The sequence below is a fragment of the Halomonas sp. AOP12-B1-6 genome (assembly GCF_052379225.1).
GTDB classification, from domain to species: domain Bacteria; phylum Pseudomonadota; class Gammaproteobacteria; order Pseudomonadales; family Halomonadaceae; genus Vreelandella; species Vreelandella casei.
This window is the reverse complement of sequence record NZ_JBQSYK010000001.1, coordinates 52,173-64,391: the sequence shown is the minus strand read 5'-3', so window position 1 is coordinate 64,391 and position 12,219 is coordinate 52,173. Positions and strand designations below refer to the sequence as shown.

Here is a 12,219-nt window from a genome sequence, read left to right as displayed (position 1 = left end):
CTTACTGTTGGAGGAGGGAGTCTAGATGAAGTCGAGTCGCCCCTATCTCGCCCGAGCGCTTTATGAGTGGTTGTTAGATAATGAGTTAACTCCTTACTTGGTGGTGGATGCTACTCAGCCAGGTGTCGAGGTGCCTCGCCAGCTAGTGCAAAATGGCCAGATTGTATTAAACGCGGCGCCGACGGCGGTGCGTGATTTTTTCATGGAAAACGAAGCGATCAGTTTTAATGCTCGCTTTGGTGGCCAGCCGATGCAGGTGATGATTCCTACGCCGGCATTAATTGCCATTTACGCCCGTGAGAACGGCGCGGGGATGGTGTTTGGTCATGAGCCCGAACTTGAAGATGGGGCCGAGTCCTTTGGTGATATTGAGGATGATGCCAGCGCTTCTGATTCGCCAGAGCCCTCAGTTAAGCGTGAGCCTTCAGTCAAGCCAGAACTTTCGATAACCGCACCGGTTTCTGAGGGAGGCGGTAATTCCAAGGCTTCTTCAAAAGCATCGGGTGACGATGCTAAGCCGAAGAAAAAGCCAACGCTAAGGGTCGTTAAGTAATCAGCCCTGCATTGCGCAATAAAAAAGCCTCGCTCTTAGATAAGAGCGAGGCTTTTTAATGGCGGCGCAGTTAATCGATGTATTCAAACACCTTAACAATGCGCTGCACGCCGCCCACGGCGGAAGCGGCGTTGACGATACGGTCTGACTCTTCACGCGTAACAATCCCCATCAGGTAGACGCTAGCGTTTTCGGTGGTCACTTTTATTTTTCCAGAGTCGATATGATCATTGGTCGCTAAATGGCTGACGACATTAGTGGTAAGCCACGTATCGGTCAGCCGTTGGCTGGCGGGAAGGCGTGCCGCAACGGTCAGCTCGTTATGTACTTCATCAACGCCTCGCAAATTGCCGGTCACTTCGCCGGCCATGTCGCGAAGCTCTTCGCTTGGTACTTGACCAACCAGTAAGACAGCGCCATTAAAGCTATTAGCCCGTATACGCGCATCGCCCAGGCGCGCATCGGCTCGTTCTAGCGCGCGCTGAATTTCGCGCTCGATTGTGGCATCAACGGCTTCAACATCGTTACTACGCTGGGAGTAGTTAGATTGATTGGACGCGGAGTTATTGGCGCAGCCGCTGAGCAGCAATACTGCGCAAAGGGTGGCCGCCATTAAGCTGCGGGGAGAGAGGCGCTGGGTCATCGTATAGCTCCATGAGGCAAGTGGTTTACGCATAGTTATATATGAAACATGTTGGTAAGAAAAATACGGATAAAAAATTCGAAGCCAATAGGCGTTTAGGCGCTGCCAAACAGCTGTTCATCAATGAGGTCGCATAGGCAGTGAATAACCAGTAGATGAACTTCCTGAATGCGAGCCGTAGAGGTGGCGGGTACGCGAATCTCGCAGTCATCTTGCCCTAGCAGTGAAGCCATGTCGCCACCGTCACGCCCGGTTAGCGCAACCACGGTCATATCGCGGTCATGGGCGGCTTGGATGGCTTGTACAATGTTGCCGGAATTGCCGCTGGTGGAAATGGCCAATAGTACATCGCCAGGCTGTCCGAGCGCGCGGATCTGCTTGGAAAAGACTTCGTTATAGCTGTAGTCATTCGCAATCGACGTAAGCGTAGATGTGTCGGTGGTGAGCGCCAATGCAGGCAGGCTAGGGCGCTCTCGCTCGAAGCGATTGAGTAGCTCAGATGAGAAGTGCTGGCTGTCTCCTGCGCTACCGCCATTGCCGCAAGAAAGAATTTTTCCTTCGCTGACCAGACACTGCACCATCATTTGGCTCGCCACTTCAATAAACGGTGGAAGTACTTCGCTGGCGTAGGTTTTGGTGTCAATGCTGTCGTTAAAATGGCCAAGTATACGAGTCTGAAAGTCCATCAGGGCTTCCTGGTTAGATAGAGTCAAAAGGCATCAAAAGCAGCTTTCGCCCAGTGAAACTCTAGGTTGGGCGGCTTGCCAATAATTGCCAGGATATCAAACCGGCAGGGCGATGAAAGCCCGCCGCGAGCGAGATATAGCCTTGCAGCGCGTATTAGGCGCTGCTGCTTTTGATGCGTGACGGTTTCCAGCGGGTGCCCGTAGCGCGTGGTGGTGCGATGTTTGACTTCGACAAACACAAGAATATCGCCATCCCGCATCACCAAGTCAAGTTCACCCCCTTTCACGTAATGATTTTGCGTAACGAGGGTGAGGCCTTGCTGGCACAGCCATTGAGCAGCTATTTGCTCTATGGCCGCGCCGCGCGCCCGAGCGGTTTGGGCATTATTCGCCACTGTTATCCAGGTTAGGAATTAAAATAGGTGCGGGAGCGCCGTTTTGAAATTTCGCCCACGGCAGTTCGCGGTAAATGCGTCCGTCGCTTCTCAAGGACAGCGTACCGGTGCTGCCACTTAAACCTTCTAACTCCGCTAGGTTAGAAAAGCGAATAGCCAGCTCGTAAGCATCAACGCCCATCGCCATTAGGCGGAACATCGAGGCATCGGACTCATCGCGAAAGCTGCGGTAAGAGGCTGAGAAGGGCAATGCTTCTTCGCCACCGACGGCCGCGTCCGGAATTTGCCACGGGATATCCATGAACATCACGTCGTTAAGGTCTTGATCCAGGCGAGTCTGTAGGCGCCCTTCGTGTAGATGTGAGGTGGCGTAGATGGGTAAGTCGGGGGCGTAGTAGTAATCCATCGTAGGTGGTACTTGGCGAGCATATTCTGGCAAGGCAAGCAGAAAGAGGGCATCAATGTTGCCTAAGCGCGCACGTTCACCGCTTACGTTGAGTGCGCTTTGGACGGCGGTAGAAACAGAGCTTTCAGGATTGTAGCGAACGGCATTGGTAATTTCGCCACCCTGGCTTTTCCACTCGTTCCAGAAGGCTTCGCCTACGCGGCGCCCCCAGCCATTATCGGGCACCATCATTGACATTTGACGGTGACCATCTTGCCAAGCGCGGCGAGCGGCTTGGCGAGCTTCATCTTCAGCGGAAAGACCATACTGGAACAGGCGTTGTGCCTGGTTGTGGTCACCGCTGCCGTAATTGAGCGCCAGTGTCGGCAGGGGTACGCTGTCGCGCTGTTCTAGCTGAGTGACCTGGTCTTTATCAAGCGGGCCAATCATTAGCTGGGCATTCATTTGCTGAGCCTGCTGGTACAGCTCATCCAGTGAATAGCGTGAGGCATCTAGAAAGCTGAGCTCTGTGTTATCACCTTTAGTGTCATGGTGCTTGCGCATGGCGGTCGCGATGGTGTTGGCAACGCTGCTAAGCGGGCCCGATTCGGGTAGGGCAACCACAATGCGGCGTATTTCTTGGCCTTCAAGCTCGGGTAGCGCAACATTGGCCATGCCCTGCTGGTCTAACGCTTCTCGTGCCCAGCGCTGGCGTTCCTCCAGGGTTTCCTGTTGATTAGCCTGCATCGGCAGTTCGTCGTTGAGTACCTGAGTGGCGCGTAGCACAGCACGTGGGTCATCTAGCGCCCGTGCCAGTTCAGAGAAAAGCAGCGCCCAGCGCACGCGATCGCCTTCCGATAAAAGGCTTTCATCAATGGCATCGGCGGTTTCAAACGCCTTGTCACGCTCGCCTTGACCGGCCAAAATGCTGGCTGCTTCGAGGCGGGTTTTGGCGGCTTGCTCCGGTGCTTGTTGTTCTGCCTGGCTGAGTAATTGGCCGGCGTCCTCGCCGGACGCGCGGTCAACCACGCTGGGCGGCTGCATAGCACAGCCAGCAACCAGAAGTGCCATGAGGGCAGCGGCGAGTAAGCCACGTAATGACTGTTTCATGTATCCTTCCTTAAAATGTCCATTTGCGCTGTCGCAGCTTGCCTGCGATTGACGAGGCCACTGCACAAGCATAGCGCACCGGCAGAGCAAGCCATCAACGAATCGAGAGTCATCAATGACAGATCATAATCCGGGCACATTGTACGTGGTTGCTACGCCAATTGGGAACTTAGAAGACTTAACCTCACGTGCCTCCCGAGTATTAGGGCAAGTATCGCGCATTGCCGCGGAAGATACTCGTCATAGTGCCCGTCTTTTGGCACATTTAGGGCTGAATAAGCCGATGCTCTCATTGCATGAGCATAATGAGGCGCGCCGGGTAGATACGTTAGACAGCTATCTTGCTGCGGGCGAAGACATTGCGCTGATCAGTGATGCAGGTACGCCGCTGATTAGCGACCCAGGTTTTGTACTGGTGCGTGAGCTGCGCGCTCGTAATCGTCATATTGTGCCGATCCCGGGCCCTTGTGCATTAATTACCGCGCTGTCTGGGGCAGGCTTGCCAACAGACCGTTTTGTATTTGGCGGTTTTTTGCCTGCTAAACCAGGCGCTCGCCGTCAGGCGTTAGAGTCTTGGAAAACCCGCGAAGAGACGCTGGTGTTTTATGAGTCTCCTCATCGCATCGTGCATACCCTGGAGGCCTTACAAGAACAGATGGCTGAGCGGGACGTAGTGTTGGCACGTGAATTGACGAAAACCTTTGAGACGTTTCTTCATGGCACTCCCGAGCTGTTATTGGCACAGCTGGCGGAAGATCCGAATCAAGCGCGTGGCGAATTTGTGGTGATCGTGGCCGGTGCGCCGCCCGTTGTGCAAAGTGAACGCCAAGATATTTCAGCGGATGCGCTATTAGAAGCGCTATTGGCGGAGGGTGTTGGAGTGAAGCAGGGAGCCGCAATTGCCGCGCGAATGCTTGGTGGACGCAAGCAAGCTTGGTACGCTCGTTTGCAAGCAATCAAAGGTGAGCATTGAGGCTAGGCGAGGGCGCTGGTATGCTTGCCGCCGGAGTTGGCCAGACAGTCGCCGCTGATACCCCTTAAAAGGTGTCGGGGGAGGAAAGTCCGGGCTCCATAGGGCAGAGTGCCAGGTAACGCCTGGGCGGTGCGAGCCGACGGAAAGTGCAGCAGAGAGTAGACCGCCTAAGCCCCCGGATATAGATGCTGGGGGCCGGTAAGGGTGAAAGGGTGCGGTAAGAGCGCACCGCGCGCCTGGCAACAGTGCGTGGCATGGTAAACCCCACTCGGAGCAAGACCAAATAGGGACCCAATGGCGTGGCCCGCGCTGGGTCCGGGTAGGTTGCTTGAGCGCTGTGGTAACGCAGCGCCTAGAGGAATGGCTGTCCACGACAGAACCCGGCTTATCGGCCGACTCCCCTTTTTTATACCAAGGCGTGCATGCACGCCTTCCCAAATTTTCTGTGAGAGAAACATGCCTTCTCCTGACGCTGAACAGGTTGCTAACCGCTTTCGCCATACCAGCGTATTACTGGAGGGTGCTGTCGATGCCTTGGTCAATGACAACCAAGGTGTTTATCTGGATGGTACTTTCGGGAGAGGTGGTCACTCACGCGTGATCTTGGACCGGCTTGATGAGCATGGCCGGTTGCTGGCGATGGATCGCGACCCTCAGGCCATTGCGGCTGCCGCTGAAATAGACGATTCGCGCTTCCACATTACCCAGCGTGAGTTTGCCCAGCTGGGCGAGTTTGCCCGCGAGCAGGGCGTGTTCGGCAAGCTTTCAGGGATACTGCTAGATGTGGGCGTTTCATCGCCTCAGTTGGATGATCCTGAGCGCGGCTTTAGTTTTATGCGCGACGGCCCTCTGGACATGCGAATGGATCCTACCCAGGGACAAAGCGTTGCTGAGTTTCTGGCGCGGGCGAGCGAAGCCGATATTGCCTACGTGTTCAAAACCTATGGCGAAGAGCGCTATGCCAAACGCCTAGCGCGTGCCGTGGTGACCCGGCGCATTGAAAGGCCGTTCACCCATACGGTGGACTTAGCAGAAGTGCTGAAAGTCGCTCATCCCGCCTGGGAAAAAGGACGGCATCCCGCAACGAAAGCATTCCAAGGGCTGCGCATTTTTGTCAATGGTGAGCTTGAGCAGCTGGACAGCGCGCTAGATGCCGCGTTAGAGGCGCTGGCACCCGGTGGGCATTTGGTTGTGATCAGCTTTCACTCATTGGAAGATCGTCGTGTGAAACGTTTTATTCGTCATCATGTGCGCGGCGATACTCATCTGCCGCGCGGCGTGCCTATCCGCGACGATCAGCTGAATCGCCGCCTTGAAGCGCTGGGCAGAGGCGTGCGGCCAAGCGGAGAGGAAGTGGATGCTAATCCTCGTTCACGCAGCGCCGTGATGCGGGCTGCGCGTAAACGGATGTAATCATGAGCATGGATCGGATTGAGCAGTGGGCAACCACGCTACGCACCGAATGGCCTTTTAAGCTGCGTTTGCGCACTTGGCCCGTCATTATTAGCCTGTTGTTTTTACTCTGCATGGCCTCTGGGTTGGGCGTCGTCGTCACGACTTACATGACGCGGGTTCAATTTGCTCAGTTGCAACAGCTAGAGCAAGAGGAGAGTCAGTTGCAAACTGAATGGGGGCAGCTATTGCTTGAGGAAGGCGCTTGGTCAACACCTGCACGGATTGAGCAAATTGCTACTGATCGCCTGGGTATGCGAATTCCCGATGTCAACGATGTAGAGGTGATTCGACCATGATGCGTGAGCGTCGAGGCGGTACCTCTCGTCAGCAGCCCGTTGCGCCTCCTTTAGGCGGCGGGCGTTTTCTTTTTATTCTTATCGCCGTTGCTTTGGCGTCTACGATCCTCATTGGCCGTATCACTCTTCTGCAGGTTATTGATCGTCCCTTTTTGCAGAGTCAGGGGGATGCCAGAACCCTTCGTCATGAAGCGATACCTGCCCACCGGGGTATGATTACAGATCGCAATGGCGAGCCGCTGGCAATTTCTACACCCGTAGTAACGCTGTGGGCCAATCCACAGGAATTGCCAGCAGACGCTATTCAACGCGTGATGTTAGCGCAAGCGCTAGGAATGACGCTGGACGATTTTGAATCGCGGGTCTCGCGTTATAGTGAACGTGAATTTATGTATTTACGTCGCCAAATGACGCCTGCTGCCGCTCAGCGAATTCTCGACTTGCGCACTCCGGGCGTTTATCCCCAGCGTGAATATAAGCGCTATTATCCTGCCGGTGAGGTGGCTGCCCAGCTGCTGGGGGTGACCAACGTGGATGATGTCGGCCAGGAGGGATTAGAACTCTCCTATCAGTCCTACTTAGCCGGGCACCCGGGGCAGCGCCGCGTGATTAAAGATCGCCGCGGCCGCTTGGTACGCGAGCTGGGTGTGATTAGTGAGGCCCAACCAGGGGGCGAGCTGATTTTAGCGATTGATCAGCGCATCCAGTACATGGCCTACCGCGAGCTGCGAGCGGCGGTCGCCAAACATGACGCGGATGGCGGTGTGCTGGTGATGATGGATGCACGCACTGGGGAGGTGTTGGCGATGGCCAACCTGCCTTCCTACAACCCCAATAACCGGGCGGGGCTTGATCCTCGTGGGCTGCGTAATCAGGCGCTGGTGGATGTGTTTGAGCCAGGCTCGGTAATGAAGCCATTGGCAATGGCCGCCGTGCTGGAAAGTGGTGTCGTAGATCGTGATGCCTTGGTAGACACCTCGCCTGGCTGGATGCGGTTGGATCAGTTTACCATTCGCGATTTTCGTGACTACGGTGAGTTAGATCTAGCGGGGATCCTTGAGCACTCTTCAAACGTGGGTATGTCTCGTTTGGCGCTACGACTCAGCGATACTGCGATTTGGGAAAAGTACAATCAGTTAGGGTTAGGGCAGGCACCTGGCACCGGCTTCCCCGGTGAGTCGACGGGCAGTTTGCCTGCCCCAGTACGCTGGTCGCGCAGCGAGCGGGCAACGCTTGCCTATGGATATGGCCTATCCGTTTCAGCGGTCCAGTTGGCGAGTGCCTACACCGCTATTGCAAACAATGGCGAACGTTTGCCGCCGTCTTTACTGCGCCTTTCTGAACCGCCTCAGGGTATACCGGCGATGTCGCCTACGGTTGCCAATGACTTGCTTAATATTCTTGAAACCTCGGTTGCCGCCTATACCGGCGGACGACGAGCACGCGTTGAAGGCTATCGCGTGGGGGGTAAAACGGGCACGGTGCGTAAAATAGGCCAGCAGGGCTATACCACTGATGCCTATCGCAGTGTTTTTGCTGGGATTGCGCCTATTTCAGATCCGCGAATTGTTACCGTTGTCATGATTGATCACCCCAAAGAGGGTGGGTTTTACGGCGGAGCCGTTGCAGCGCCCGTGTTTTCCAGCGTAACGGGTAATGCTTTACGCTTGTTAGATGTGCCGCCAGATCACGAGGCGGAGTAGCTTTTAAGGAGATGGCATGACGCTGAGTCAAGGCGATGTGTTGACGGCGCTCAGGCAGGTATGGCCAGCGTCACCGCTGCCCGTTGACCTGCCTACGCTCCCAGCAGAGGTGCGGATCGAAACAGATTCGCGCAAGCTTCAGCCGGGCGACATTTTTGTGGCGGTGCCGGGTAGCCAGCGTGACGGGCGCGATTTTATTGAGCTGGCTATTAAAGCTGGCGCTGCGCTTGTCTTGGCGCAAGGCCTGGATGACGATATGCAGTTAGAGGGGCGGGTGTTGGCGCTTCCTCATCTGTCGGCGCGCCTGGGCGAGTTCGGCAGCGCGCTGTTTAAAGTGCCGTCTGATCTTGAAGTCATCGGCGTTACCGGTACCAATGGTAAGAGCTCAGTGACGCATTACATCGCGGCTCTCAGCGAGGCGCTGGGAACAAAAGCGGGTGTCATTGGTACGTTAGGAATGGGGCGTCCAGGTGCGCTTAATGATAGCGGTTTAACAACGCCGGGTCCGCTGATGCTTCAAGCGGCGCTGGGCGAGCTTGCGCAGCAGGGCGTTCGTCGTGTCGCGGTAGAAGTCTCTTCTCACGCGCTTGATCAGCGGCGCTTGGAGGCCGTCAACGTTAGCGTGGGCGTGTTTACCAATTTGACCCGCGATCATCTGGATTACCACGGCAGCATGGCAGCCTATGCGGCCTCAAAAGCGAAGCTATTTCGTCGCTCAGAGCTTAGCTTAGTCGTTGTGAACGGTGATGATCCGTTGGCGCGTTTAATGCTGGCAGGCTGCACCAAAGGCGTTCGTGTCTTGGCGACGGGCCAAGACGAGGCGGTCACGTTCAGAGTGATGGACTGGCAGGCCTTTGAGCATGGTCAGCAGGCAATGATTGCAACGCCGGAAGGCGAGAAGATACTGTCGTTAAAACTGATGGGCCGTTTTAATTTAGACAATGTGCTGCAGGCAATGGCTGTGCTTTATGGGATCGGAGAGTCGATTGATGCGCTCTTTGAGGCCGCGCCATCGCTTACTCCCGTACCCGGCCGCATGGCGCTCTACCGCGATACTGATACGCCTAGTGTGGTCGTCGACTATGCTCATACGCCAGACGCTCTGCGCAGCGCATTGCAAGCGCTGCGAGCGCACTTGGGCAGTGCAGGTAAGCTATGGTGCTTATTTGGCTGTGGTGGCGATCGCGATACGGGAAAGCGTGCCGAAATGGCCAAGATCGCCGAACAGCTCGCGGACAACGTTGTGGTTACCGATGATAACCCTCGGTATGAGGCAGCTGCAGACATTCGTCAGCAAATATTGGCAGGCTTCTCCGCTGCTGCACAGCCTATTGAAATAGCGGATCGTCGCCAGGCCGTGGCGACCGCTATTCATGATGCTAGTGCTCAGGACGTGGTGCTGATCGCTGGAAAAGGGCATGAGGCGTATCAAGATGTGCAAGGGGTGCGCCACGCCTATGAAGACAGTCAAGAGATCCTGCGCGCCTTTGCTGTACGGAGAGCCTTGTGATGCGCTGGACGCTCGGTCAGCTAGCCACAATGCTCAGCATTGCCGTGCCTACCGCCAATGCTGAGCTGTTGATCAGCTCGATCGTCATCGATAGCCGTAAAATTGAGCCAGGGTGCCTGTTTGTGGCGCTAAGAGGGCCTACTTTTGATGGCCATGACTTTGTCAAACATGCCTATGAACTCGGCGCTGCAGCGGTTTTAGTCGATACGCCTATCGATAGCGATGTGCCTCAGCTGGTATGCCCCGACACGCGTTTAGGTCTAGGGTTGCTCGCCGGGGCGCATCGCCAAGCATGGCATGGCGTTTTAGTGGCCGTGACTGGCAATAGTGGTAAAACGTCCGTTAAGGAAATGTGTGCGGCGCTGCTGGCACCTTTGGGCAATGTTTTAGCCACTCAAGGCAATCTGAACAATGATATCGGTGCGCCACTTACGCTGTTGAGGCTAGCGCCGAGTCACGCCGCTGCCGTGATAGAGTTAGGGGCGAACCATCTAGGTGAAATTGCCTGGACGGTTCACATGGCAAAGCCTGACGTTGCGCTTATTACCAACGTGACCGGTGCTCATGTCGGTGAGTTTGGCGGAATGGGCCAGATCGCACAGGCGAAAAGCGAAGTGCTGGACGGCCTAAGCGAGAGCGGTACAGCCATAGTGAATCGCGACGATCGCTATTTTTCCTTTTGGGCCGCGCGCAATGCACCTCGGCGATTAGTGAGTTTTGGCTTTCACAGCTTGGCTGATGTTAGCGCCTCAGCGCTTTCCTGTGATCCTCAAGGACGTTATGCTTTCACGCTTATGCATAATGGTGCAGCGTTAGGCCGCGTTCAACTGCGGTTGCTGGGTAAGCATAATGTCAGTAATGCGCTGGCTGCGGCAGCAGCGGCATTAGTGCTAGGCGTTACTGCAGAGCAGGTTGTTGAACGCCTTCAGTCTCTGCAAACGTTAGCAGGTAGGTTGGCCGTTGTGCCCGGTTTACGTGGGGCCAATGTGCTCGACGATACCTATAATGCTAACCCTGGCGCGGTCAAGGCGGCTTTGGATACGCTGGCAAGCTTTCCTGCGCCCCGCTGGTGTGCGCTAGGTGCGATGGGTGAGCTAGGCCGTGAGTCGGACGCGCTGCATGCAGAGATTGGCCGCTATGCCGCGGCACTGGGGATTGATGAGCTGTTGACGCTAGGCGAGGCCGCCCGTGCCGCCAGCGATGCCTTTGGTCGAGGGCTGCATTTTAACGACCACGAGGCGCTAACGCGCCATGTCACTAATACTTTGCCGCCTGATACCACGTTGCTGGTGAAAGGATCGCGCAGCGCAGGCATGGAAAATGTCGTTAAAGCGCTGCGTTCGGATGAAATAAGGTAAACGCCGTTCATGTTACTTCACTTGGCGAATTTTTTATCGCAGTACCAATCTGCTTTCCAGGTTGTTAATTACTTAACCCTGCGGGTGATTTTAGGTGCCCTCACGTCATTAATGCTGTGCCTGTGGCTAGGGCCATGGATGATCAGGCGTTTGGTTGAAGGGCAAATTGGTCAAGCAGTGCGTGATGATGGGCCTAAGTCTCATCTCTCTAAAGCAGGCACGCCCACGATGGGCGGGGCAATGATACTGCTGGCCATTGCGATCAGTACCTTGCTGTGGGGTGACTTAACGAATCTGTATATTTGGATTGTCTTGGCGGTCACCTTAGGTTTTGGCGCCATTGGCTGGGTGGACGATTATCGTAAAGTGGTTGAGAAAAATCCGCGCGGTCTGCCTGCTCGCTGGAAATACTTTTGGCAATCTATCGTGGGGTTAGGTGCCGCGGTGCTGCTTTATGTCACCGCCTCTACGCCGGTTGAAACCAGTTTGCTCGTGCCGCTATTCAAAGACGTTGCCCTGCCTTTGGGCGTTTTCTATATCGTTCTAACCTATTTTGTCATTGTGGGTAGCTCCAACGCGGTGAACTTGACCGATGGTCTTGATGGCCTGGCGATCATGCCTACCGTGCTTGTGGCGATGGGCTTGTCGGTTTTCGCGTATGCGAGCGGCAACACCGTGTTTGCCGACTACCTGCACATTCCGTTTATTGCCGGCACCGGTGAGCTAGCGGTTTTTTGCGCCACGATTGCCGGTGCTGGGCTGGGTTTCTTGTGGTTTAACACCTATCCCGCGCAAGTTTTTATGGGCGATGTGGGCGCGCTAGCACTGGGCGCTGCGCTCGGCGTTGTGGCGGTAATTGTTCGCCAAGAAATAGTGCTATTTATCATGGGCGGCATTTTTGTCCTCGAAACAGTGTCAGTGATTCTTCAGGTGGGATCTTACAAACTTACCGGGCGTCGCATCTTCCGTATGGCGCCGTTGCACCACCACTATGAATTGAAAGGCTGGCCCGAGCCTCGCGTCATCGTACGCTTCTGGATTATTACCGTAGTGCTGGTGTTACTCGGCCTTGCGACGCTCAAAATTCGTTAATGCACGTGGTCATGACGGCTACGCCTAATGGGCGTGGCATTGTGCGACAAGGAAGCCGTT

The 12,219-nt window shown here is 55.5% G+C and carries 12 protein-coding genes and 1 other RNA gene; 9 read left to right on the top strand and 4 right to left on the bottom strand.

Annotation, left to right across the window (positions count from 1 at the left end; translation table 11 throughout):
• Positions 1-25 precede the first annotated feature (25 nt).
• Positions 26-553 (top strand): ClpXP protease specificity-enhancing factor, encoded by a 528-nt coding sequence (locus tag ACT3TR_RS00295; protein ID WP_441684064.1) that lies wholly within the window; start codon positions 26-28, stop codon positions 551-553.
• A gap of 70 nt (positions 554-623) precedes the next feature.
• Here the strand turns inward: ACT3TR_RS00295 and ACT3TR_RS00290 are convergent, their stop codons facing one another.
• The 4 genes from ACT3TR_RS00290 to ACT3TR_RS00275 all read right to left on the bottom strand — a co-directional run bounded on the left by ACT3TR_RS00290 (position 624) and on the right by ACT3TR_RS00275 (position 3,772).
• Positions 624-1,196: a BON domain-containing protein gene (locus ACT3TR_RS00290; protein WP_444625851.1), complete on the bottom strand. Its 573-nt coding sequence runs from the start codon at positions 1,194-1,196 to the stop codon at positions 624-626.
• Positions 1,197-1,291: 95 nt separating this feature from the next.
• Positions 1,292-1,882 carry a phosphoheptose isomerase gene (locus tag ACT3TR_RS00285; RefSeq protein WP_096280705.1) on the bottom strand — a complete coding sequence of 197 codons (591 nt, stop codon included), beginning with the start codon at positions 1,880-1,882 and terminating at the stop codon, positions 1,292-1,294.
• A 23-nt stretch (positions 1,883-1,905) separates the two neighbouring features.
• Positions 1,906-2,277 (bottom strand): YraN family protein, encoded by a 372-nt coding sequence (locus tag ACT3TR_RS00280; protein ID WP_441684068.1) that lies wholly within the window; start codon positions 2,275-2,277, stop codon positions 1,906-1,908.
• Positions 2,267-3,772, bottom strand: a complete 1,506-nt coding sequence (locus ACT3TR_RS00275; RefSeq protein ID WP_441684070.1) for a penicillin-binding protein activator — start codon at positions 3,770-3,772, stop codon at positions 2,267-2,269. Before ACT3TR_RS00275 ends, ACT3TR_RS00280 begins: the two co-directional genes overlap by 11 nt.
• 115 nt (positions 3,773-3,887) lie before the next feature.
• On the opposite strand from ACT3TR_RS00275, the gene rsmI reads away from it, so the two are divergent.
• The 8 genes from rsmI to mraY all read left to right on the top strand — a co-directional run bounded on the left by rsmI (position 3,888) and on the right by mraY (position 12,159).
• The gene (gene rsmI / locus ACT3TR_RS00270; protein WP_444625850.1) at positions 3,888-4,745 is read left to right on the top strand and encodes a 16S rRNA (cytidine(1402)-2'-O)-methyltransferase; all 858 of its coding nucleotides are present in this window, start codon (positions 3,888-3,890) and stop codon (positions 4,743-4,745) included.
• A 32-nt stretch (positions 4,746-4,777) separates the two neighbouring features.
• Positions 4,778-5,149, top strand: an RNA gene (gene rnpB / locus ACT3TR_RS00265) — RNase P RNA component class A.
• Positions 5,150-5,201: 52 nt separating this feature from the next.
• The gene (gene rsmH, locus ACT3TR_RS00260; protein ID WP_441684072.1) at positions 5,202-6,158 is read left to right on the top strand and encodes a 16S rRNA (cytosine(1402)-N(4))-methyltransferase RsmH; all 957 of its coding nucleotides are present in this window, start codon (positions 5,202-5,204) and stop codon (positions 6,156-6,158) included.
• 2 nt (positions 6,159-6,160) lie between these two features.
• Positions 6,161-6,496, top strand: coding sequence for a cell division protein FtsL (ftsL, locus tag ACT3TR_RS00255; RefSeq protein ID WP_192535905.1), 336 nt, complete (start codon positions 6,161-6,163; stop codon positions 6,494-6,496).
• Complete coding sequence (locus ACT3TR_RS00250; protein ID WP_441684075.1) at positions 6,493-8,199, top strand: peptidoglycan D,D-transpeptidase FtsI family protein; 1,707 nt, start codon at positions 6,493-6,495, stop codon at positions 8,197-8,199. The genes ftsL and ACT3TR_RS00250 overlap by 4 nt, the downstream gene beginning before the upstream one ends.
• Positions 8,200-8,215: 16 nt before the next feature.
• Positions 8,216-9,709 (top strand): UDP-N-acetylmuramoyl-L-alanyl-D-glutamate--2,6-diaminopimelate ligase, encoded by a 1,494-nt coding sequence (locus tag ACT3TR_RS00245; RefSeq protein WP_444625849.1) that lies wholly within the window; start codon positions 8,216-8,218, stop codon positions 9,707-9,709.
• On the top strand, positions 9,709-11,067 hold the full coding sequence (locus ACT3TR_RS00240) for a UDP-N-acetylmuramoyl-tripeptide--D-alanyl-D-alanine ligase (protein ID WP_441684079.1): 1,359 nt from the start codon (positions 9,709-9,711) through the stop codon (positions 11,065-11,067). Before ACT3TR_RS00245 ends, ACT3TR_RS00240 begins: the two co-directional genes overlap by 1 nt.
• 9 nt (positions 11,068-11,076) lie before the next feature.
• Positions 11,077-12,159 (top strand): phospho-N-acetylmuramoyl-pentapeptide-transferase, encoded by a 1,083-nt coding sequence (mraY, locus tag ACT3TR_RS00235; RefSeq protein WP_192535909.1) that lies wholly within the window; start codon positions 11,077-11,079, stop codon positions 12,157-12,159.
• The last annotated feature ends 60 nt before the right edge of the window (positions 12,160-12,219 follow it).